This window comes from Paenibacillus agaridevorans (genome assembly GCF_003112455.1).
GTDB lineage: Bacteria > Bacillota > Bacilli > Paenibacillales > Paenibacillaceae > Pristimantibacillus > Pristimantibacillus agaridevorans.
This window is the reverse complement of the sequence record NZ_BDQX01000325.1, coordinates 1-23,678: the sequence shown is the minus strand read 5'-3', so window position 1 is coordinate 23,678 and position 23,678 is coordinate 1. Positions and strand designations below refer to the sequence as shown.

The following is a 23,678-nucleotide window of genomic DNA, read 5'->3' as shown; positions in this document are numbered from 1 at the left end:
CGGCGGCTGCGGGCGGAGCGGTGCCGGACGTTATGCGGATGGACAATACGTGGATTCCGAGAATGGCGAAGGAGGGCGTGCTGCAGAAGGTAGACGGCTTCCCGGGCTTCGATCAGGTCGTGGCGGATTCCTTTAAAGGGCCGATGTCCACGAACTATTATGACGGCAGCTACTACGGCGTGCCGCTCGACACGAATACGAAGATCGCGATCTATAACAAGGAGCTGCTCGCGGAAGCGGGAGCTTCGGCACCGCCAGCTACAATCGACGAGCTTGTGGAACTGGCGCGCAACTTAAAGGCAAAGGGCAAATTCGGCATTACGATCGGCGGTCCGGACGCCTGGAACATGCCGCCATGGTTCTGGTCGCTAGGCGGCCGCATTACGGACGACAACTACACGACGGCGACGGGACATCTTAACAGCGACGCCAGCGTGAAGGCACTGGAGACGATCATCGGCTGGAACGACGAAGGGCTGTTGGCTCCTCCGATCCTCGGCGGTCAACCGGGCACTTGGGAAGGGCTGCGCGGCGAGGAAGGCAAGCCGGCCAGCTATATGATGATTAACGAAGGCCCATGGTTCTTCAGCATTCTCGGCGATGCGGTCAAGGACAACATGATTCCGGCCAAAATGCCGAACGGTCCGGACGGCGCAAGCCATTCCGTCATCGGCGGTCAGAACATGGTCATCTTCGAAGGCGCCAAGCAGCCTGATGCCGCCTGGACGTTTACGCAGTTCATGCTGACGGAGGAGATCCAGACGCTAATGGCCGTGAAGACGGGGGCTATTCCGACGAATGTAGCCGCGGCAAATGCCGAAGAGTTGAAGAACGTGTACTATCTCGGAGCTTACGTTGCCGAGATGGATACGGCATTGGCGCGCACGCCAAGCGCGAACTGGAATCAGATCAGCGACGTGTTCGGCAAAGCTTTCGAAACCGCGCTTCGCAAGGAATCGTCCGCGAAGGACGCATTGGATAAGGCGGCGGCAGAAATCGACGCGCTTCTCAAAAAATAAGGCCCTCCGGGCCCGGAAGGATGGCGGCGGCCGGCCTGTGCTGACCGCCCCTTTTGATATCGGGAGGATACGATCGGGCTTCCCGTCAAACGGGCAACGCCCTTAAAGCAACGATCAATAATCGCTGCCAATAGACCGCGAGCATTCGTCTCGCCTTGACAGTAGGCCTGCCGCTAGGAGGTAACTAAACATGAACAGAGTGAGCAGAGGGCTCAAACAATATATCCAGGTCGCGCCGTTTCTGGCGCTTGGTTTCATCATGACATGCGTGTTCGTCTTGTATCCGCTCGTAAAGGGCATACACATCAGCTTCTTCGAATACAAGGTCATCAAGCCGGAGCAAAGCGTATTCCTCGGCTTCGACAACTATAAAAAGTTATTTAACGACCCTAATGTCTGGGTCGCGTTCCGCAATACGGTGCTGTTCGCCATCGTGACGGTGCCCGGCCAATGGGTGCTCGGTATTTTGGCGGCGATGATCATCAACTTGCAATTCATTCGTTTCAAGGTGTTTTTCCGGCTCGTGTATTATTTGCCCGTCATCAGCTCGTGGATCGTCGTCAGCTATTTGTTCCAATTTCTATTTAGCGACGGCAGCAGCGGCATCGTCAACTATTTGCTTACGGACGTGCTCCGGGTTACAAAAGAGCCGGTCGCCTGGCTGCAGAATACATGGAGCGCAAATATCGTCATTTGGCTGCTCAGCATATGGAAGGGCGTCGGCTGGGTCATGATTATGTATCTTGCCGCGCTGCAATCCATTCCGAAATCGCTCTACGAGGCGGCGCAGATTGATGGAGCGAGAGGGCCGACGGCTTTCATTCATATTACGCTTCCGCTCATGCGAACCATGACCGCTTACGTCGTCATTAACCTCATCATCGGCGCGTTTCAGGCGTTTATCCAGGTGTTTCTCATAACCAAGGGCGGTCCGCTGGATTCCACGCATTTGGTCAACACGTATATGTTCAAGCACGCTTTCGAATACTTCGACTTCGGTTACGGCGCCGCGATCAGCGTCATGCTGGGACTGCTCATTTTTGTCATTACGTACGGCAACCAGCGGACGTTCGGCAAGGAGCGGATCGAATATTAGACGAAAGCCGTCGTTTGCGCATAGCAAGAAAGGAGACTTCGTATGAATACTGCCGTACCCGCAAAGTCAGGCGCGCCAACGAATCGGAAGGGAACTCCCAATCGCCCAAGCAGCGCCAAACGAATGGCGTCCTGGTTTGCCCATATCGTGCTGATCCTTGGCATCGGCTTCGTGATCGGGCCGTTCGTCTATATGATTCTGACGTCGATCACGACGGACAACTTTAGCCTGCCGAGCCCGCAGAAGCTGCTTAACAGCGAGAAGACGCTGGTTAACTATGTCGAGGCATGGAATAAAAACAACTTCTCCAGCTATTTCGTCAACAGCCTGTTCGTTTCTTCCGCTACGATGATCTTGTCGCTTTCATTGGCTTGCACGACTGCCTATGCCTTCGCGAGATTCCCGTTTCCCGGCAAGGAGTTTCTGTTCAAGCTGTTTCTGTTTTCCATGTTCGTCCCGGCCATCCTGAACATCATTCCGCAGTTCACCATTATTAAGTCGCTGGGGCTCGTGGATACCTACTCCGGTCTGATTTTGGTCTACATTAGCACCGGCGTGGTCGGCAGCACGTTTTTCCTGAGGGGATTCTTCGAGCGAATCCCGACGGAGCTGGAGGAATCCATCGTCATCGACGGCGGCAATCGTTGGACGATTTTCCGCGCGATCTACATTCCGTTGTCGCTTCCGGCTATCGGCACACTGGGCATTTTTGCTTTCTCCGGCACCTGGGACGAGTTTATTTTGGCCTTAACGCTGATCAAAACGGAGGCCCAGCGCACATTGCCCATCGCGCTGCAGCTGTTCCGAGGCCAATACGCGACCTACTATGGCTTGTTCTTCGCGGCTTCCATGATGGCATTGATGCCGATTATCGCGATCTTCGTTATCTTCCAGAAACAATTCGTCAACCCGAACCTGTCGGAGGGCAGCGTAAAGGGATAAGCTGGGAGCAGACCCGCCGTCCGCAAGGACTGCGGGTTTTTGCTACTTTTGGAGGGGGCGAACTTGATATGTCATTGTGCCCGATTGCCGTGACATGAGATAATTAACGTGACACAATAATTGAAATTTCCAGTAATGTTTGGAGGTGCCATATTGAAGAATTTCCCTGTCAAACTTGGAGAGGGAGGACGGGGCGTCATCCCTGCTGAACTTGTGTTGCTCACCCGTAAGCAAGCTATTCAATACGTGCAGGAGCAAATGGCGAAGTACGAGATCGGCGACCGGGTTCTGTCGCAGGAACTAATCGACGATCGCAGGAGAGAAACTCAAAAATAAAGCAGGGTATGGACCGGCTGCGCGAGCCGAGAATCCATACCCTGCTTTCTTATTGGCGATAAATCCTACCTTTAAACTGCACGCTAGCTCACATTGATCCCGAAGTCCGTCCCTTCCCATCTGTCCGTGCTTGGTTCCAGGATACCGTTGTTGTTGTCGTCCCACAGGAACGTAACGTCGACCGCGGTGCCGGTGGCGAACGGTCCGATGGACGTCTCGTGATCCAGATTGCCGTCCAGGGAGCCGTTGCTCCGGAGCGGCGTATCGGTCACGCCCGTCCAGCCGTTTACGCCCCAGTGCACCCAGCCCGGCAATCCCGTTCGGAAGGTAATGCGGTATCCGGCAGGTACGCTGACAATTTGACGGTCGAACTGCCAAATGTACGTTTTGTCGAGATCCAGATGATCGAGGTTGATTGCCCCGGTGTTGCCGCTCGTCTGCCATAGCACAATGGTGTGGTGGCCGGGCTCCAGACGCGCGGTGATCTCGCCGTAGCTCCATGTGCTCCAAGAGCCCGTGCTCTTAAACGAAACGGTGCCTGCGAGCTTGCCATCAACGTACACGTCCCGGGTTGCGTCGGAGCCGCCGTTGGCATAACGGAAACGCAGCGCGTAATCGTCGGAGGCCGTCGACTTCACGACGAAGGAGACGCCGTCATTTGTAGAAGAAAATCCGTCGACGAAGCCGCTCCCCGTATAGCCGGCATGATTCGTGTTCGTCGAGACGTTCGACTTGATCGCCGTCTCCGCTTCATAGATGTCGTTAGCAGGCACGCTGAACGTACGTTTCATGTAGATCATATTCCAGTACTTCAGCTCCGGCACCGTAAAGGAAACGTATTTGCCTCCGGCATCCGTGCCCGAAGTGAATGCCAGTTCCTGCGTCTCCCCGCCGCTCAGGTCAGGCGAGGCGAGATAGACGTCCGAAATCGTTTCGTCCGCGCCGATGTAGATTTTAGCCGGAAGATTGGTCTGGAAGCTTGGCTGCGACGCCGTATTGCGCCATTGGTTATCATTGCCGAGCAGATTAATGAGGTGAACGATATTGTAATCCGACGTCCTTTTATTGATATACCAGACCGTGTTGGCCGATCCGTCGCCGCTTGCGCTGACGCCCGTCAGATTCACGAATTGCGAGCCGGTGTCGTTAGGGACGACATCCGAGTCGAACAGCAGGTTCTCGTAAGCCGTGATGAAGTTGTAATGATCCTTCATCGCGTTTTTGAGCGAGCTTCGCATCGTCTTGCTTCGGTTTGGATAATATTCGTGCGGCAGCATCTGGTTGTCGTCGCCCAGCTCGATATGCGTCGCGCCGCTCGCCGACATCATGGCATCCGCCAGCCGTACGGAATGTTCGTCGAACGTGCCAAGCGTCAAGCTGTCGAGGTTAACCGCGCCGACGTTGCCGGATTCGTACCGCAGCTCTACGGTGTGGGCTCCTTGCGTCAGCGGCACCTGGTACCAGGCGTCGTGCTTCCATGTTCCCCAACTGCTCTGGTTGAAGAAATACAGCTTCTGCACGAAGTTTCCGTCCACGTACAGATTAAGCGTCGAATTGGCTCCTGTGTTGTTGCCGTAACGGAATACGAGCGAATAATCTCCTGCCTCGGGAGCGTTGATCGCAAAGGAAACCTTATCGCCTGTGCTTGCGAACTGGTCGACAAATCCGCTCCCCGTGTACCCGGCATGATTCGTATTCGTCGAGACGTTCGTCATCGACGCGCTCTCCGCTTCGTAACGCGTGCCGGCATTGTCAGCATAGTTCATATAGGCTGCCAGCACGACCGCTTTGTTGCCGCCGTTCGCGCGTAGCTGCTCGATATAGTTTTTAAGCTGGTTGTAGCTGTCCGAGAGATACCAGATTTCGCTGTACAGGAAGTCGAGATCGGCGTTTTTGCTTACATCGTTTACCGCCCATCCGTTTACCGTGCCGTCGACGATATTATAGGTCAGGTTGTCGCGGGCAGGGTTGTTAGCGCTAAGTACGCTTTTGGCCTGGTCCAGAAACGGCGAGAAGCGTGTGGAGAGATCAATGGAGTTGCCGTTGTAATCGTACACGTTGCTGCGCTGGCCCATCTGGTCCACGTGGATGCCGTCGAAGCCCGCGGTGTTGATGGAATCGATGTATTCGGCATGGATATAATTTTGCCAATTGGGATTTTGCGGGTCGAACATATAGAGGTACGTGCTGCCGTCACCGAAGTCGACGTCGAACTGGTTCGTATGGGAGGAGTCCTCGTAGATGCCCCAGGTCGGACTGATGCCGAGAGGCGAATAGTTCTCGCGGGAGGCGTAGATCATGGCGTAAGCCATCGCCTTGCCGTTTACGTCATGCACCGCGTCGATCTGATTCTGAAGGGTGGACCAGGAAATCTCGCGGTTGAACAAGTCCAGCCAGGTGGAGTCGATGCTGCCGCCGGTGCGCTTGATCATTTTGTCGTGTCGCCACATCCAGTCGTAGAACTGCCAGGCGTTAATGTGGTAATCCTGCGCAAGCTGATCCACCTTGGCCTTGCTCTCCAATGCCGTCTCGCCGGACTCGAATTCGCTAATATATCCGTATCGCGGATATTTCGTGAAGTCGCTGGAGACGTCGATCGCCGTTGCTCCTTGCCCCAGCGTCCCGGCATCGATCCGGACGAAGTAACCTCTGAAGTCCGTGGATGGAGCCGTCCAAGTGAAGGTCAGCGTCGTGGATTGCCCGTTTGTTAACGATAAGGATTGGGAAGAGGTGTACACCGAGTTCTCCAAATGAAAAATTTCCAGTCGGGCGGCGCCGCTCCAGCTTGAGCCGGTGCCGTTTTTTGCCTGCACGCGGATCGAGACAGCGTCGCCTGGATTATAGCGGGCTTTGTCGGTGAATACCCGCTCGATGCCGCCAGAGCCTGATGCTAGCGCTTGCGGGGGAGGGGATACGACGGATGCGACGCACATAACTAACAGGGACATCGCAAGCAGGAGGGAAAGCCGTCTTTTCCTTAAAGCGTACATAAATCTCACCATCCTCTTCCATAAAGGTTGGCAGGGAATAGGGGCATCCAAACCGCGTCTATCGCAGAAGAACAGGTCGGTATCATCATGGGGAGCGGAAGCGGCCCTTAAGCTTGTCCGAGTTCCCGGCACTTTTATTGTATCGGTCGGGAGGCTCCATTTGCGAGGTTCTATTATTACGATTTGGTATTTTATATTCGCTAATTTCCAGAGAGAGGAAGTTCTATAGTAGTCGAAAGCGAATGATAATGTAGCACGGGCATCCTGTTGTCAACGCTTTCAGCTTCCACTACAATAGAATTAGCAACTAATAAATGAAAGTCGGGGATCGTATATGGGGCGTGCTTTCGTAGAACAAATAGAACATTTTGCACCTCATGTATTCCAGGCTCTGGAGGGTGAAGGGCTGTATCGTTCACATTCCCACGAATCAGACGAGCTAACTCTCATCTTGGACGGAGAAGGCAGTTATATGACCCAGGGTCATAACATCCTTGTTGCAAGAGGCGACTTGATCCTCATCCCGGCTAATCTGTTTCACGGATTCGTGTGCTTGAAAGCATGGAAGGGGATATCCGTCCACTTTTTCAAACATGAAGTCCCTTCGTATTGCCAATATTTAGTTGGAAATGCTTTTCAACAAAATCCGGATCATATTCTAGTTTCCAGGTTGAGCGGGTGGCAGCTGGATAAAGCAGAATTGGCTTTGAGACAATTAGAAGAGGAATGGTCCAGACGAGAGCACGGCGAATTATCTTACGATTTAATGCGAAACGCGTTTGAATCGCTGCTTCTCAGTTATCATGTCAACGCGTCGGAAGCGATGAAGGCTTCCCGAATCGAGCAAGGCAGCGATAATCAGATCATACAAGAGGCTTTAAAAGTAATTCATGCTTCCTACCAAACGGCACTTAAAATATCCGACTTGGCTGCGCGTTATTTTTTGTCCGAAAGCATTTTCCGCAAGAAATTCACAGAAATGGTCGGTATATCGCCGAAACAATATATTATCAGTCTACGGTTAAATGAAGCCAAGAGACTGCTCCAGCAAACACTCAAGCCCATTGAATGGATCTCCTCCGAGGTAGGTTTCACTTCATCCAGCCGCTTTCATGAACTATTCGTCAAGCATTTCGGGAAAACTCCGTTGGAGTGGAGAAAGAGGGAAGAGACTAGCTCGAATTGAACCAAGGATAAACGGCTAACGCCGTCCTTTGGACGAGCGCGTTTACCGATGAATGATAAGTCTAATTATAAAAGTGAAACTTTATAACGCTTATAATTGGACAAATACGAAAACGACCGTCGGAAACGGCGGTTTTTTGTTTTTTTTGGCTTGCAATCGGAAGCGTTTCCATGAACTGTTCATGCTCAGGAGTTGATAAACTAAAGGGGCAAACCATAATCCAATGAACAAAAAGGGGGAAAGCAAATGAAAGCAAAAAAAGCAATATGTACGACGGTATCCCTTATCGTGTTGGCAACTGCCGCAGTCGGCTGCGCGGGTACGAAAGAGCCCAACGCCAGCAAAAATGTCAATCAGGGTACAGACAACAATAACGCTGCGGTCGACAACGACGGAGCAGCGAATACAGGCGATAAGGTGAAAGTTAAATTTGCCGGCTGGGGAGATCCGTCCGAGAAGCAGGTATTCGATCAGCTGATCAAGGATTTTGAAACCAAAAACCCTACGATTGATGTGGAATATATGCACATGCCAGCCGATTACGTTGGCAAAATGAACACAATGCTGGCTGGCGGAACCGCTCCTGACGTATTGTATGTACCGGATGGCGACTTCGGCAGATGGGTAAGCGCGGGCTTGTTGATGCCGATCGATAATTACGTCGAATCCAGCAATATCGATATTGGGGATATGTGGGAATCGGGCCTCAAGCGTTACAAGTATGACGGCAAAAAGACAGGGGAAGGCGAGTTGTATGCTTTGCCTAAAGATATCGGCCCCATTGTCTTGTATTACAATAAGGAATTGTTTGACGCCGCTGGCGTTCCTTATCCCAGCGCGGAAAATCCAATGACGTTCGATGAGCTGCTCGAGACGGCCAAATTGCTTACCAAAGACGAGAACGGCGACGGCAAGCCGGAGCAATACGGCATGGGACCGGCGTGGTGGGAAGGCTGGATCTGGGGCAACGGCGGCAAGATCTTAAGCGATGACCGCAAAGAGTTTATGATGCACGAGAAGGCTGCAACCGACGCGCTGCAATTCGCTGCGGATCTGCGGAACAAGCATGGCGTTTCGCCTGACACCAGAGCGCTGCAAGCGATGAACGACGGTCAAATGTTCGAGACCGGCAAGCTGGCGATGATGCAGCAAGGCCGCTGGATGGTGCCGACTTATCGGAAGCTGGACTTTGATTGGGATGTTGCGCCAAATCCGACAAACGGCCAATGGGATGGTCATAGCGGTTCAGTCGGGTTAGGCATCTATAGCAAAACGGCTAATGCGGATGCGGCTTTCAAATTGGTGGAGTATCTGGGCGGTCCGGAAGGGCAAAAGCTGCAATCCGAGATGGGCTTTGCCATTCCGAGCTTCAAGTCGATGGCGAACAGCGATGTGTTCTTGCAGCCGGGACAGAAGCCTGAGCATGCGGAAGTATTCGTCAAAGCGGCAGAGGTTCAAAAACCAGGTCCATGGACGAACCTTCCGAATGCCAAATGGTGGGATACGCTGAATCAAAACCTGGCTCAAGTATGGGATGGAAGAAAAACGGCCGAGGCGCTTATGAACGAGTTGAAGCCGGAAATTGATAAATTGATTAAAGAAGGAAACCCGAAATTGTTCGAATGATGGAAAGGAGGGGACGTAGTTGATTATGACGGAGGTCTCCGAGAACCGCCCCGTTCAACCGAGCCGCAAGGCTAAGCGAAAATTCAACAAAGAGTATCTATGGGGATATTCGTTCGTCGCTGCTCCTATCCTGGGATTTATGCTGTTCGCATTTATTCCGATCGGGTATTCGGTTTATGTGAGTTTTACGAAATATGATGCGTTTAATCCGCCGACGTTTAACGGTGCGGACAACTACGCAAGGCTTTTGCTGGAAGACCCGTTATTCTGGAAATCGCTAGTGAACACGTTATATGCCGCGATCGGCATTCCGATCGGAATGGCGGCAGCGCTTGCGATCGCGATTGCCCTTAATCAAAGGATAGTCGGAATCAAGTTTTTTCGAACGGTATTTTTCTTGCCTACGATATGCTCCGTCGTTGCATTGACATTGCTCTGGAAGTGGGTCTTTAATGCCGATTACGGCCTGCTTAATTACTTGCTTGGCTTGATCAACGTATCTGGACCCGCGTGGCTCAACGATGTTCGTTGGGCCATGCCCTCCATGATTATTCAAGGCGTATGGGCCGGTCTTGGATTTCATATGATCCTGTATTTGGCAGCGTTGCAGGGTGTGCCTACAACGTTGTATGAAGCGGCTGAGATCGACGGTGCCGGAAGCTGGAAGAAATTCCTTTATGTGACCATTCCCGGCATTTCGCCAACTACTTTGTTTATTTTGATCACAGCCGTTATCGCGGCACTGCAGGATTTTGTCCGGTTTATGATCATGACCGAAGGCGGTCCGGAATATTCGACAATGACCATTGTGTATTATTTGTTCCAGAATGCGTTCCGTTACATGGATATGGGTTACGCTTCCGCTATGGCATGGATACTCGGAATTCTGATCATGATCATCACCTTGATCAACTTCTGGCTGTCCCGGAGGTGGGTGCACTATGAATAATAAAGAAAACAAGCTCGGGAAATTATCGGCATATGCCTTTCTGATTATCGGCACGGTATTTATGCTCCTGCCTTTTCTCTGGATGTTCTCCACATCGCTCAAGCTGGAAGGCAAAGTATTCGAATATCCGATTCGCTGGATTCCTGAGCCGATCGAGTGGAGCAATTATGTAACCGTACTAACGGAGGCCCCTTTGTTCGGGGGTCTTATGAACACCCTTATTATCATTTTGCCGCCGATGTTCGTCGGGTTGCTTACTAGCGCATTGGCCGCTTACGCATTCGCCAAGCTTCGATTCCCAGGCCGAGAGTTTCTGTTCGTTGCGCTGCTTACGACGATGATGATTCCCGGCGTGGTAACGATGATTCCAACCTTCATCCTGTTCAAGACCATCGGATGGCTGGATAGCTGGAAGCCGCTAATGATACCTGGCCTGTTCGGGTCGGCGGCATGCGTATTCTTTTTGCGTCAATATTTTCGAACCATTCCGTCCGAGTTGGAGGATGCGGCGAAGATCGATGGCCTGAATCCGTTCGGCGTATTCATTCGGATTATGCTGCCGCTGTCCAAGCCGGCGCTCGCCGCGCAAGGCATATTCGGATTCCTGGGCGGCTACAACGATTTCCTTGGACCGCTCATTTATATCAACAGCCCGGAGAAATTTACGCTGCAGCTTGTTTTGGCATCGTTTCAAGGCTATTACGTTTCGAATTGGACTTTAATTATGGCCGGATCCGTTCTGGCGCTTATCCCGACGGTGATTCTATTTTTCTTTGCCCAACGCTATTTCGTTGAGGGCATCACTATGACCGGGCTGAAGGGATAGGGAGGAGATAAAGCATGGAAACGGCAAGAGAGACTACATTTAGGAACCCGATTTTGGCTAGCGGAGCCGATCCGTGGATGTACAGGCATACGGACGGAAATTATTACTTTATGGTGACCGCAGGGAATCGTCTGGAATTGTTCAAATCCCGCTCTATGAACCGCATTGCGGAAGGAGAACGCAAAGTGGTGTGGCTGCCGCCGGCATCTGGAATGAACAGCAAAAATTTATGGGCGCCGGAGATTCATTATTTGAAAGGAAAGTGGTATATCTACTTTACCGCGAATGACGGCGGCGGCGACGATACTCGCAGAATCTATGTGCTTGAGAATGAAAGCGATGACCCGTTAGACGGGCAATGGATCGAGAGAGGCGCGGTCAACACCGAATTCGCCGGTCTGGATGGCAGCGTGCTGGAGCACCAAGGAAAGCTGATTTTTATGTATGCGGGATACGGTCATTACCCGTTATACGGTTCGGCGATCTATGCGGCCGAGATGGGGGATCCATGGACGTTGAAAGGCAAGAATGTGCTGCTGACAAAACCGGAGTACGAGTGGGAGCAGCAAGGCGGAATGGCGATCAACGAAGGTCCTTGCTTTCTGAAGCGGTTCGGCAAAGTGTTTCTGATCTATTCGGCCAGCACCTGCTGGTCGGATGATTATGCGCTCGGGATGCTGAGCGCACCCGAACACAGCGATCTCTTGAATCCGTCTTCCTGGTCCAAGAGCGAAACGCCGGTATTCCGCAAATCCGTCAAGAACGGCATATTTGGGCCTGGACACAACAGCTTTACGGTTTCCCCTGACGGGACAGAGGATTGGATTGTGTATCACGCCATACCGGAATCCGGCGGGGGGAGCGAAAAACGCAGCACGCATATCCAGAAATTCGGTTGGTCCGAGGAGGGAGAACCGGACTTCGGGGTTCCGGCTTCGCTAGATACGGATCTTCCGGTAGCCTCGGGTGACGAGTAAATGGGCAGAGTTTTTAAGGCAAAACGCCGGGTCTGGATCGGGTTCCTATTGATTCTGTGCGCTGCGGCAGTCGGAGCGGTCTTGGTATGGATGCAAGCCCAAGAGGATCCGGGCGAGCCTGTTCCGTATACCAATCCGGTTTATCGGTCCGACGCGCCGGATCCAACCGTGCTGAAGGCTGACGATGGGTATTATTATGCTGTCACGACCCAAACGACTCGTAACGGAACGTTTACTCCCCTTCCGATTTTGAGATCGAAGGATTTGGTTCACTGGGAGGAGAGAGGGACCGTCTTCACGGTGGAGAACGTGCCGGATTGGACCGTTTACAATTATTTTTGGGCGCCTCATATCACCTATTATGACGGGAAGTATTATGTATACTATTCGACGATGCTTAATGACGACGATGAATCCACCGGTATGGGGATTGGCGTTGCGGTGGCGGATCACCCGGAAGGACCCTATAAGGATAAGGGAGAACCGGTGCTCGCGGGAATCAGCTTCGATACGATTGATCCGTTCGTGTACGATGACGAAGACAGCAAGCGCTACATGTACTGGGGTTCCAACGGCATGCCTATATATGCGCAGGAGCTATCTGCCGACGGAATGAGCGTTGTCGGCGAGAAGACGGAAGCGATATGGGCCGGGCAGTTTGATGTGCGCGACGGTTATGACAAGCTGGTCGAGGCGCCCTGGGTAATCAAACGAGCTAATTATTATTATATGTTTTACTCCGGCGATTACTGCTGTCAGGATAGCGGTCACAACGCACATTATTCGGTCATGGTCGCAAGATCCGAATCGCCGGTCGGGCCGTTCGAGATTTATGCCGGGAATCCGATTCTCGAAATGAATGACCGGTTTCTGGCGCCGGGGCATAATGCGGTGATTCAGGACGATGCGGGGCAGGATTGGATGCTTTACCATGCCTATGATCTGATCCATCCTGATGTATCGGGACGAGCCATGATGCTTGACCGAATCGACTGGCTTAATGATTGGCCGGTCATCAACGGCGGACAAGGGCCAACCTCCGAATTGCAATCGGAAGGCCCGGTTATTCAACGTTAACGGTAGAAGGAGAGCGTCCTTTTTGGACGTTCTTTTTTTTGTTGGAATCGCTGTCAAAAAGGAGTATTATGGGTTTATTCGAGCTGAAGCCTATTACGGCCTTATGCCAATCATTGCACTTATTCGAGGGGGAAATTGAGAGATGCCGCAAGTAGACATGCCGCTAGACCAGTTGAAAGAATACCAGGGAAGGAACCCGCGTCCCGCGGACTTCGACGCATATTGGGATCGCGCGCTGGAGGAGCTTCGCGCCGTTGACGCAAACGTGGAACTGGTGCCGAGCAAATTCCAGACGCCGCAGGCGGACTGCTTCGATCTTTATTTTACGGGCGTCAAGGGCGCGCGCATTCATGCCAAATACGTTCGTCCCAAAAACGTGCAGGAGCCGCATCCGGCAATCGTCATGTTCCATGGTTACACGGGGCATGCCGGGGACTGGAGCGATAAGCTCGCCTATGCGTCGCTGGGCTTCTCCGTGCTGGCGATGGACTGCCGCGGACAAGGCGGTTCCTCCGAGGATGCCGGCGGCGTAAAAGGCAATACGCATCACGGCCATATCATTCGGGGACTTGACGATCACCCGGACAATCTCCTGTTCCGTCAGATCTTTCTGGATACGGCACAGCTCGCCGGCATCGCCATTGAGCTGCCGGAGGTGGATCCTGAGCGAGTTTACGCGATGGGCGGATCGCAGGGCGGAGCCTTGACGATCTCCTGCGCGGCGCTGGAGCCGCGTGTTAAGAAGCTGGCGCCGGTGTTTCCTTTCTTGTGCGATTACAAGCGCGTATGGGAGATGGATCTGGCGAAGGACGCTTATGCCGAGCTGCGCACGTACTTCCGCCATTTTGACCCGCTGCATGAGCGCGAGGACGAAATTTTCGAGAAGTTGGGCTACATCGACCTGCAGTTCCTTGCGAACCGCATTCAAGGCGAGGTGCTCATGTACGTCGGCCTGATGGATACGATCTGCCCGCCGTCCACGCAGTTTGCGATGTACAACAAAATCACGGCCAAGAAACAGCTCGCCATCTATCCGGACTTCGGTCATGAAGGTTTGCCGGGTTCGTCGGATCGGACGATTCAGTTCTTTTTGGAAGGTTAATAAAATAAATGACAAGCCCCGCTTCTCACTCGGTTTTGGTTTCGAGAGAGTTGAGGGGCTTTTTTTATGTTTTAGGAAACGAAGTGTTGCCCCGGGGCGGTAACCCGATTTTTTCCGGGCTACAGCGCCGAAAGTAACTCCGCTTGGAGCTGTAACCCGACTTTTTCGGGCTACAGCGCCGAAAGTAACTCCACTAGGAGCTGTAACCCGATTTTTTCGGGCTACAGCGCCGAAAGTAACTCCGCTTGGAGCTGTAACCCGATTTTTTCGGGACGAAACGCACCTCCCGGCCAAAGGACCGTTGCCATTTCGCCTTGTTTCATTTTTACAACCGCCAAGCCGGCTCCAATCGATGCACGCCCTTCGGTTCGTAGCCGAGCGTAGAGCTGAGGCCGCATGCATCGGCGAGCAAGTAGAGGATGCTGAGCCACATCTCCGTCCCTTGCAAGCCCGTGGACTCGCGTTCGCTCAGGACGAAAGCGAAGCCGCGGTTCGGCACCCAGCCGCGCAGGACGATCTCGATGTGGCGCTCCGCCCAGGCGACGATTTCGTCACGGCGATAATCGGTCTGCTTCATGCACAGCCACAGCGGATGGATGACGTCCAGCACGTTGCAGGCGTTAAGCCGGTCCTCGCGGAAAAACTTCGCGTTGCGGCTATGGGCAAGAATAGTGTCGATGGCCGTTTCCGGATAAGGGAGCGGCATGCCGAACTGCGCATACGTGGCGCGGGTCAGACGGTAGAAGCCGTTGACGGGCTGCAGCCAACCATCGGCTTCCGTCGGTTCGCCCCATAACCCCGTCAAGCGATTTGCGTGTGTGTGCAGCCAGCCGAACAGGTCGTCGGGCCGCTTGGTGGAGCCGAAGTGCTTAAGGTTATGGTAGAGCCCCGTCGCGTAACAGTCGATCCAATCGCCGCAGCCCCAAGCGTTGTTCGTCCATGGCAGGGCTGCCAACTTCGCGTACAACGCCGGCGTATCCAGCCTCTCTACGACTTGGACGGCATGCGGAAGCGCCGAGCCCAGCACCTCCAGCGCGTATCCGACGGCGAGCAGATGGTAGCGGGAGAGATGATCCGTGAGCAGAGCGGGATCGTACGTCTCTTCGTCAGGGGGCGACCATGGATCCGGCAGAAGTCCCGATTCCGCATCCTGGAAGCCGTCAAGCTTCGCGATCAGCTCTTCTCGCGACCAGCCGGGCGGCAGATCGCCGAACATTGCGGCGATCTCGACGGCATCGCAATAAGCGCGGACGGTACGCTTGAAGCCGGGACGGTCGCGGAAATAACGTTCATTTCCGTCCGCCTCCTCATAATGATGAAGCAGATCCGGAATTTGTCCGGCAACGCCGGCGCCAAATTTGTTAAGGCGTGTCGCAAGTGCGTCTCTCCCTTTGCCGCGATCGTTTGCGTCCGACGTCGAGGCAACAGATCTGTCACCTCCCAGCCTGCTGCGAAGGACTTTGGCAGGATTGCCGCCGACAATGGCGTAGTCGGGGACATCCTTGGTAACGATGGCTCCCGCGGCCACGATGACATGAGAGCCGATCCGTACGCCGTCCAAGATAACTGCGCCAGCGCCAATCCATACATCATCTCCGATCACAATGCCAAGCGAAGTATGAGGCTGTTGAAAGATCGGGATCTCCGTCGAGGCGTAACCATGATTGAAGCCGTACAAGCTGACATGCGATGCGATCCGCACACCGTCGCCGATCGTGATGCGACCGGAGACGACTGCGTAAGCGTTAATGGAGCAATCTTTTCCCATGATAAGATGCGTATTGCGTACGATCGCTCCGCCCGCAATGTAACTGCGATCGCCAATGCGAAATGAATCCGGATAGAACAACGATTCCGCAGACACAAAGCAGTTGCTGCCGAACTTGCCTTCAAATCGTGCTTCCAGATTGTCCTGCAAGGTTTGTTGGGTCTGCCGTTCTTCTTCCGTCTTGGCCATCCATGGCATATAATCGATCGGCCTTAGCGTCATTAGGATTCCCTCCCCTTTGTCATAATCACGCTGATTTTAACATGACGGTGCCTAGATAAACATGGTAATACCGATCGCATACTTGTCAAAATCGATTCGCGAGATTATGCTCGTTATCATACGAATGACGATCGGTAAGGGCATTGTCGATTACGACGGGAGGTTAAGCCATGGAGGAGTTGCTTCGGCAGCTGCACTTGCACGTCCATTTGGTGATGGATAAAAGGACTTATCCCGGTTGGCGCGACATTCGGCAGAATCGGTTGGCGCATACGTTTTATTGGATTAGGGAAGGACGCGGCGTTTTCCGGGGAGAAAGCGAATTCGCCGTACGTGCAGGAATGCTGTTGTATATGCATCCCGGGATGGAACTCTCCATGGAGACGGATGAACGTCATCCCCTGCAAATTACGATGGTGCTGATATCCGCGATGCAAGGAGGAGGGGACGCCGGAAGTTGGCGGAAGGTCGAGGAGGCGCTGCCGCTGCCTTTCCTTCTGGAGGCCCACGGAGAAGCGGCGCATGAATTCGACAAGCTGTTCGGGGAGATAGAGGCGGGTTGGGTGCCGGGACAGGCGGATGGCGAGTTGATTACCAAAGGAGCATTGTTCCGGCTAATCAGCGCGATTAGGCGCCGAATGAGAGAAGCGCAGACGGGAAGCGCGCAATCCGCCGATGCGTTCGAGCGTGCCAAGCAGGCCATCGACCGAGGGTATGCCGGCCAGGTTAAACTCAGCGAGCTGGCGAGAAGCTGCGGCATATCGGATTCGCATCTGCGCAATCTGTTTCAGCGCCATCTGGGGCGCAGTCCGAAGGATTATTTGAGCGTTCTTCGGGCCGAGCACGCCAAGAAGCAACTTCTGTACGCAGACAGCACGATGAAGGAGATCGCGGAAAGCTGCGGTTACGCGGACGAATTCCATTTCAGCAAAAGCTTCAAAAAATATACGGGACTGCCGCCGAAGGCCTGGAGGGACCAGATGAAGGGCGGAACGTGAGGGATCGGAGTCACTATCCGGTCTTTTATTTTTTTAGGTTGAGGGATTCCGGAATCTGGTGACGTAGTTATAGATATAGGAGCTTAACAAGACTTGAAAGGGAGAGGTTATGAGCGGGGAGGAGCAACAGCTGGTAGACGCCTTGCGCCACCGTCTGCCATCGGGGCTTGAAAGTTTGATGGAGAAATATGGGGATGTAGTTTACGGTCTTGTGAGACGGGTTCTTGCAGGCGCAGGCAGGACGGAAGATGTGGAGGAATGCGTCAGCGACGTGTTTCTTGCAGCTTGGAAACGAATTAATGAATACGATATGACGAAAGGAACGTTGCGGACCTGGCTTCTGATTTTAGCCAAATACGCCGCTCTCGATACGCGGCGGAAACTTTTAAGACACCAAGTCATGCAGTCGTTCGACGGGCATGCTGCTGCTGGGGCGAGCGTGGAAGAGAAAGTGTTAACCAAAGAAGCATCCGCGGAGCTGCTTGCATTGGTCCATGCTCTCCCTGAACCGGATAAGAGCTTGTTCTACCGGCGATATTTTTCCTACGAATCCATTGAACAAATCTCGCAGGGTCTCAATCTGACCGTGAAAGCGGTGGAGAGCCGCCTGTACAGGCTTCGGAAATGGTTTAAAGCTAAGCTTGGCGAAAGGAGGGCGGAATAAGGAAATGACTCAGAAGGACGAAAAAGAAATATTCGCGTGGATGGATCATCAGGAACTGGACGATGTAGGAGAGATTGAGCTATGCCAGGAGGAGGCAGCAGATGCTGCCGCATGGGAGCGAATCCGGAAACGTACTTTTAGTCAATTGGGTATGGAGATTGTTGGCGAGAAACGCTTGACAGAAGCAAAGTCACGCAGAAATCCAGGACGTCGGAGATGGATTGCTGCCGTCTGCGCAATTCTTATTCTGGGTACGGCTTTTATTTCCCTTTCGCCAGGGGCGCTAGCCGAAATGCAGAAAGTGCTGCAGTTCATCCCGGGCTTCGGCTTCGTGCAGCCAAGCGAAGATTCGGAGCACATCGCGTACGTGCTGCCTAAACCGATAGACTCGATAGGGGAATATGGCAGAATTACGGTGGAGGGCGTGCTCATCGAGCCATCCGTTTCGCAAATTTCCCTAGGCGGGAATCATGCTAGCGCTACGGAGGTGAAAAACCTCGTGCTGATGACGGAGCAAGGGGAGTACGAATTTAAACGAGGCAGCGCAGCATGGGGGGGCAACGGTCCATGGCAGGCCACATACTACTATGAAGGAAACATCCCGGACAACGGGCTCGGAATAGTTAGTATTCGGTTCGGAAATACACTCATCGGCTCGATTCCGCTGTCGAAGGCGGCTACTGCTGAAGAGTTGGAGGGATTTGGCTCAAGTGACAGCAAGAACGGTATAACCGTTACTGGTATCTTGACTCCGCTAGATGGGGGAACTACTAAAATAAATCTGCTTACTCAATTGTCTGGCCGCCAGAAAGTGGATTCATACGGCAAAAGTTCGATTGCAGAAGGCTTGCAGCTCAAGCTAACGGATGATCAAGGGCGTGAGCTGGAGTTGAAAGAAGAAAAAGGTTTCATCAAGCCGGGAGAGCTGCTATTTGATGACTCTATAGGATCAAAGTATTATCAGGTGGTTATTCCCGCTATTCGAGTTATCGACCCCGATGCGAAGCCGGTTAAAGTGACCCTGCCGGTACCGAAGGAAGGCAAGAAAGAAATTAATGTGGCAAGCCAAATCATGGGATTCACGATTGATTTTAGAAGCATAGAGCGCGTTGATTCCGAGAGCGTGCGCGTCGAAGTGGATACTCATTTTGATCCGGAACAACCGAGAACGCTGCAACATTATCGTCTGTATGGGAAGAGAGGCCAAAGCGCGATGTCGTACTCTTCCGAACTAAACGAGGTGACGGGTGCCATTACAGAATGGCTGACCGTGAAGCCTGGCCAGAAGGAAATCACCTTCTACATCGGGGAGCCGCAGTTTGTCGTAAAAGGGTCATGGGTACTGAGCGATATGCGGTAGGTTCCGAAACGATCAACTTTAATGGGGTTGCTGGCAAGATTCGGCGGTCTTCCGGGAATTCCGGCACCGGCTTTACCCCGCCTTCTTCCGAACAACCGCCATAATGGTCAGCAGCATCAGCGGAATGATGAATACCGCTGCGGCCCAGATAGGGTGAACGGAGGTGACGCTGGCTCCCCAGCCGGATGGGCCGTCGTACGTGACCATGCCCGTTATGAAGCCGAGCAGGGCCAGGGGCATGACGATGACGGAGCTGTCCTGGAGTCTGAAGAGGCGTCCCACAAACAGGGAGATGGCGTAGAGTGTAATAGACGTTTTCATATAGGAGCCCAGGATGAGCGACATGCCGATGATGGATTCGATACGCTGAATGATCTCCTGGAATTCCACGAGCCGGGCCATCGAGTAGAGGACGTATGGAATCTCGCCTGCATAGGGACCGAACGCCATAATTCCGCCAATCGTTGCCGCCGATAAGGTAAACAGGTTGAAAATTAACGCGATGGATAACGTGGCGGGTATACGCCCTCTGTTCTTGGGAGCCACGAAAGGGATCAGCATGCCGAACACGAACACTTCTGCGAATGGGAAGCCGAAGGAGAAGTAAGCGCCGTGCAGCACGGGCTTGAACCCCTTTGGGAGAATCGGAAGCAGATGCTGCGGCATGTACTCCGGAATGGAGAGCAAGAGCGTTGAGAGCAGGAAGAGGGCGGTGATGATCACAATGAACATAAACATGCGTGCCATCACTTCGATGCCTGCCCTGGCGGTAAGCGCAGCGATAAGCAAGGTCAGAGAGGTGAAGATATAGAGCGGCGTCTCCCTCAGCATGGAGCTCACCATAAAGAGGGCGACATCCATGACCATAGCCGACAGCATCTGAAGCATGAAGGTAAGCGACAGAAGACCCAGCACCGTGGCGGGCACACTGCCGATCAGCTTGCGGCTATAATCCACATAGGTCAAATCCGGAAACCTCTTGGCCAAATACAATAGCATGGCCAGCACGGCGAAGCCGGCTGCCCCGGACAGGATGAGCGAGATCCAGGCGCCGTTGCCTGCCTTGCCAATGAGCGGGCCCGGGACGTTGATAATGGAGGAACCCGTCATAAATACGAAGAAAAGCACGCCCAGCTGAATATGGCTGATCTGTTCCTTGTCCATCGCGATCCTCCCTTCCTCCCTTCCTCCTGATTAGCTCCATGCAGTTCTGACTAGCGCTCCCAATCGGTCTGTAGCAGCTGCTCCATGGTTTTCGCTGCCTTGCCGAACGGAATGTTGGCGAGATCCAGATAATCCGGCCAATCCTGGTTCATGGCAAAGTCGATTGCTCCATAAAGCGTGATGAGGACGATTGATCCATAGACGAGCTTGTCGCGCGCAGTCAGCTTCCCCCTAAGCGCAAAGCCGTCGAATAGAAGTACGCCGCCAAATGCAATCGCGATTACAAGGCATCTTTCCCACATCCTCGTTCCCCCTCCCCCCACTTCGACTTTCTTGACATGGTCAAGACATGGTTTTGCTCCGAATTGTGCCGCCTGAAACCAGCCGCATTCTCACGTAAATGTCGTAAGGCATAGCGGCGAAGCGGGTGCCCCAATCGGCTTTCATGCGAGACCAGGCTTGCGGATGAGTCCTGTAGACGCGATTGCCTAAGCCGATCGCATCGATTTGCCGCTTCTGCAGAAAGGAAAGGGCGCCCGCTGCCTGCTCCTTGATCCGTTCCTCAATGGCGCGTACAAATATGGCCTCTTGCTCGGCTGTGCTAATTTTCGAGCATTTTAATTCATTGATTGTAATATCGCCTTCAATGCGAAGAACTAGACGGACATCGTCTCCTTTCACCACGGGTTTTATGCTGGAATGGAGCGAGAGGACCTCCGCCGTCTCGAGCTCTGTCTTGGAGCCGGGGCAGTGGATTTCGACGGCGCCTGATTTGTAATCGCCGCTTAACATCAGGAAGCCCTCCACTTTGCTTGCGGGGAGCACATCCTTCATCATGCCGTCTTGAAGCAAGGCGAGACCTGCGGCGGAAAAAAATTGCGAGGTTTTGCCCTCTTCGTAAACGTAAGCGACGGCCATGTCCTTCTGCACGCTCTTCATTCGGCGGATCAGATCCAGCAAGGTCGTATCCAGCGTCTTCGCAGCGTTGCGGTGCGACGATTCGCTCGTCCTTAAAAATTGCTGCGAACTCGTCTGTTCGATAAGCGGCGTTTTCTCGAACAGATGTGCAGCCTTCCCCTTCGCGATCATGAGGGAGACGCTGTTCCGCGGCTCATGGTCGCGATAGAACAGATCCAGCGTCTGGATCAGATTAAGGCTTCTGGCAAGCTTCTCCCCTACGATAATGACGCGCATATGGCTCCACTGAGCCTTCCTTCCCAAGTGGATCGGAATGTCGCGGATCGCCTCCATAACGGTATCGTCCGACGTTTTGATATTAACGCTGGAGCCTACGATCGTGGACGTCGACTTGCCGATTTCCGACGACGAAGGCCGATAGACTTGCGTCAACATATCGAGCTTGCCGTCGTCACGAAGGTCGAGCGCCACACCCATGACGAACGCTCTTTCCGTCAGCTCATATTTGCTCCAGCAGCCTGTAGGCAAGACGAGCATGGCGGCCGCGAGCATCAGCTTCAACACCTTTCGGATCCGGGAGCGCAGTCGTTGAGCCAGCCGGCGCGGCAGGGGAGTTCTATCTTCTATCAACATCGTTCATCTCCAATATGGGCTTCCGCCGCAGGCGCATGGACCGGAAGGTAGTTATTGCTTATGCAAATTGCGAGGTTGGCGGAGCAGCTTCTTGAGCGGGATGCGCAGCAGCACGTCCTTGAGATCGCTTAAGCGAAGAGGCATCAACGAAGCCATGTACGGCTGTCCAAGCGATCGCAGCTTGCAGAGATGGAGCAGGATAAACAGCAGGCAGATCATCATGCCGAATCCGCCCAGCAAGGCCGCGCTTGCCATAAGCGGAAAACGTAATATGCGCAAAGAGATTGCCATGCCGTACTGAGGCAGGGAGAACGAAGCAATGCCGGTTAAAGCAACGACAATGACCATGATAGGCGAAGCGATCCCCGCGCTGATGGCCGCTTCGCCGATGACAAGCGCGCCGACGATACTGACTGCCGACCCAACCGGCCGGGGCAACCGAACGCCGGCCTCCCGCATGAGCTCGAAAAAAAACTCCATCAGCAGCGCCTCGAAAAACGCCGGCAGCGGAATGCCTTCCCGAGCGTTCAAAATCGCAAGCAGCAATACGGTAGGTATAAGCTCCGGGTGAAAGGTCGACAAGGCAATATAGATGCTGGGCAGCGTAAGCGCGATTACAAAGGCGATAATACGGAGCCATCGCACCATGGTAGAGATTAGCGTCCGCTGATAATAATCTTCGCTGGATTGGAAAAATTCCGTGAATTTTCCCGGACATAACATAATGCCGCCCGTTCCTTGCACCAGGACGATAATTTTGCCGTCCAGAAGCGCGGCCGCCGCCATATCCGTTCGCTCCGTATACCGGTGCTGGGGGAAAGGAGAGTAGCTGGAATCCTCGATCAATTGCTCGATATAAGTGGTCTCCAGAATTTCTAGCTTGTCGACGTCCGCGATTCTGCGCTGAAATTCCTGGAGCAGCTCGCCGTCGACCCTTCCTTCGATATAGCCGTAAGCAATGGAAGTGTTCGTCTCGCCTCCGCCCTGGACCATTATAATTTTGAACTTCGTCGTCTTCAGCCGGAGACGGATGAGGCCGAGGTTTTTCTGCAAATTTTCGACGGTGCTCTCGCGGGGGCCGATGACGACGGATTCATTGACGGGCTCGTTGACCTGTCGGGTCTCGACGGACTTCGCTTTAAAGCTGAGCGCCTTGCTCCATTCGTCGAATAGAATGACAAGCCGGCCGTTCAGGATTTCTTCCTCCACCGCGAACATATCTTTAACGACTGTCGCTTTTTTGGCGGAGACGCCGCTGCGCTCGAAGAAATTTCGCAGCTCCTCCATCGTAATATCTTTACCCGGCCCTACCTCATGGGTCTCGAGATCCTGCAGCGAATGTTTCATATAGTTGATGTTGTCTTCCTGCACAAGGGAGGAGAAGTAGATGGAGCAGGCACGTTCACGGAAATCGGGTCCGAAGCTCCAATGTCGGAAAATAATGTCCGAGTTGCCCGCGAACGTGTCTTCCAATTCCTTAAGATTCGCGTCCAGCGATGGCGAGAGCGGACGAGCTGCACGGTCTGCCGATTTGTTCTGCTTCTGCGTCATGCCGTTTGTCGTGCTTTGGCCGCCTTGCGCCTTGCCGCCTGATTCGTAGCCCATCCTTCAACACCTTTCCCGACGATTCGACGTTTTCTTCCATTATTTCCTATGAGGTGCGGAGCTATACGAAGCTGGCAGCAAGTATTCGATGGCTTTGCCTTCATGGTACAAAAAGGCCAGCTAGGGCTGCAGCGCTTAAAGTAGCTCAGCATGAGGCTGTAACCCGATTTTTGAGACTGTCGATTAATTCTAGAACATGCACAAATAAAAATCCCCAAAT

At 53.4% G+C, this 23,678-nt stretch carries 20 protein-coding genes; 14 read left to right on the top strand and 6 right to left on the bottom strand.

Going from position 1 to position 23,678, the window contains the following annotated elements; translation table 11 throughout:
• From PAT3040_RS25890 to PAT3040_RS25875, 4 genes are all read left to right on the top strand, one after another.
• A partial coding sequence (locus tag PAT3040_RS25890; RefSeq protein ID WP_108994953.1) for an extracellular solute-binding protein occupies positions 1–1,019 on the top strand: 1,019 nt, incomplete at its 5' end.
• Positions 1,020–1,209: 190 nt separating this feature from the next.
• Complete coding sequence (locus PAT3040_RS25885; RefSeq protein ID WP_256975727.1) at positions 1,210–2,115, top strand: carbohydrate ABC transporter permease; 906 nt, start codon at positions 1,210–1,212, stop codon at positions 2,113–2,115.
• 42 nt (positions 2,116–2,157) lie between these two features.
• Positions 2,158–3,057, top strand: coding sequence for a carbohydrate ABC transporter permease (locus tag PAT3040_RS25880; RefSeq protein WP_219930318.1), 900 nt, complete (start codon positions 2,158–2,160; stop codon positions 3,055–3,057).
• A gap of 153 nt (positions 3,058–3,210) precedes the next feature.
• Entirely contained in the window at positions 3,211–3,393 is a 183-nt protein-coding gene (locus PAT3040_RS25875) for a hypothetical protein (RefSeq protein ID WP_108994952.1), read from the top strand.
• Positions 3,394–3,476: 83 nt separating this feature from the next.
• Here the strand turns inward: PAT3040_RS25875 and PAT3040_RS25870 are convergent, their stop codons facing one another.
• Complete coding sequence (locus PAT3040_RS25870) at positions 3,477–6,383, bottom strand: glycoside hydrolase family 66 protein (RefSeq protein ID WP_181376831.1); 2,907 nt, start codon at positions 6,381–6,383, stop codon at positions 3,477–3,479.
• A 334-nt stretch (positions 6,384–6,717) separates the two neighbouring features.
• On the opposite strand from PAT3040_RS25870, the gene PAT3040_RS25865 reads away from it, so the two are divergent.
• From PAT3040_RS25865 to PAT3040_RS25835, 7 genes are all read left to right on the top strand, one after another.
• Positions 6,718–7,569, top strand: coding sequence for an AraC family transcriptional regulator (locus tag PAT3040_RS25865; RefSeq protein WP_108994950.1), 852 nt, complete (start codon positions 6,718–6,720; stop codon positions 7,567–7,569).
• Positions 7,570–7,815: 246 nt separating this feature from the next.
• A complete protein-coding gene (locus tag PAT3040_RS25860; protein WP_108994949.1) occupies positions 7,816–9,195 on the top strand; it encodes an ABC transporter substrate-binding protein in 1,380 nt (459 codons plus the stop codon).
• A gap of 25 nt (positions 9,196–9,220) precedes the next feature.
• Positions 9,221–10,144, top strand: coding sequence for a carbohydrate ABC transporter permease (locus PAT3040_RS25855; RefSeq protein ID WP_087569142.1), 924 nt, complete (start codon positions 9,221–9,223; stop codon positions 10,142–10,144).
• Positions 10,137–10,970: a carbohydrate ABC transporter permease gene (locus PAT3040_RS25850; RefSeq protein ID WP_087569128.1), complete on the top strand. Its 834-nt coding sequence runs from the start codon at positions 10,137–10,139 to the stop codon at positions 10,968–10,970. Before PAT3040_RS25855 ends, PAT3040_RS25850 begins: the two co-directional genes overlap by 8 nt.
• Before the next feature lie 14 nt (positions 10,971–10,984).
• Positions 10,985–11,947 carry a glycoside hydrolase family 43 protein gene (locus PAT3040_RS25845; protein ID WP_108994948.1) on the top strand — a complete coding sequence of 321 codons (963 nt, stop codon included), beginning with the start codon at positions 10,985–10,987 and terminating at the stop codon, positions 11,945–11,947.
• The gene (locus tag PAT3040_RS25840) at positions 11,948–13,024 is read left to right on the top strand and encodes a family 43 glycosylhydrolase (RefSeq protein ID WP_108994947.1); all 1,077 of its coding nucleotides are present in this window, start codon (positions 11,948–11,950) and stop codon (positions 13,022–13,024) included.
• Between the two features lie 142 nt (positions 13,025–13,166).
• Positions 13,167–14,126 carry an alpha/beta fold hydrolase gene (locus PAT3040_RS25835; protein ID WP_108994946.1) on the top strand — a complete coding sequence of 320 codons (960 nt, stop codon included), beginning with the start codon at positions 13,167–13,169 and terminating at the stop codon, positions 14,124–14,126.
• Between the two features lie 325 nt (positions 14,127–14,451).
• Here the strand turns inward: PAT3040_RS25835 and PAT3040_RS25830 are convergent, their stop codons facing one another.
• Positions 14,452–16,116 carry an acyltransferase gene (locus PAT3040_RS25830; protein WP_108994945.1) on the bottom strand — a complete coding sequence of 555 codons (1,665 nt, stop codon included), beginning with the start codon at positions 16,114–16,116 and terminating at the stop codon, positions 14,452–14,454.
• A 170-nt stretch (positions 16,117–16,286) separates the two neighbouring features.
• Here PAT3040_RS25830 and PAT3040_RS25825 point away from each other — a divergent pair, with 170 nt between their 5' ends.
• From PAT3040_RS25825 to PAT3040_RS25815, 3 genes are all read left to right on the top strand, one after another.
• Positions 16,287–17,114, top strand: coding sequence for a helix-turn-helix transcriptional regulator (locus PAT3040_RS25825; protein WP_108994944.1), 828 nt, complete (start codon positions 16,287–16,289; stop codon positions 17,112–17,114).
• A 109-nt stretch (positions 17,115–17,223) separates the two neighbouring features.
• A complete protein-coding gene (locus PAT3040_RS25820) occupies positions 17,224–17,778 on the top strand; it encodes a sigma-70 family RNA polymerase sigma factor (RefSeq protein ID WP_108994943.1) in 555 nt (184 codons plus the stop codon).
• A 4-nt stretch (positions 17,779–17,782) separates the two neighbouring features.
• Positions 17,783–19,138 (top strand): hypothetical protein, encoded by a 1,356-nt coding sequence (locus PAT3040_RS25815; protein WP_108994942.1) that lies wholly within the window; start codon positions 17,783–17,785, stop codon positions 19,136–19,138.
• A 72-nt stretch (positions 19,139–19,210) separates the two neighbouring features.
• On the opposite strand, the gene PAT3040_RS25810 is transcribed toward PAT3040_RS25815, so the two are convergent.
• From PAT3040_RS25810 to PAT3040_RS25795, 4 genes are read right to left on the bottom strand one after another with little or no spacing between them, the layout of a single operon-like run.
• Positions 19,211–20,302 (bottom strand): GerAB/ArcD/ProY family transporter, encoded by a 1,092-nt coding sequence (locus tag PAT3040_RS25810; protein ID WP_108994941.1) that lies wholly within the window; start codon positions 20,300–20,302, stop codon positions 19,211–19,213.
• Between the two features lie 50 nt (positions 20,303–20,352).
• Positions 20,353–20,604: a hypothetical protein gene (locus tag PAT3040_RS25805; RefSeq protein ID WP_108994940.1), complete on the bottom strand. Its 252-nt coding sequence runs from the start codon at positions 20,602–20,604 to the stop codon at positions 20,353–20,355.
• A 40-nt stretch (positions 20,605–20,644) separates the two neighbouring features.
• A complete protein-coding gene (locus PAT3040_RS25800; protein ID WP_108994939.1) occupies positions 20,645–21,853 on the bottom strand; it encodes a Ger(x)C family spore germination protein in 1,209 nt (402 codons plus the stop codon).
• A gap of 51 nt (positions 21,854–21,904) precedes the next feature.
• The gene (locus PAT3040_RS25795; RefSeq protein ID WP_258235155.1) at positions 21,905–23,458 is read right to left on the bottom strand and encodes a spore germination protein; all 1,554 of its coding nucleotides are present in this window, start codon (positions 23,456–23,458) and stop codon (positions 21,905–21,907) included.
• Positions 23,459–23,678: the final 220 nt, after the last annotated feature.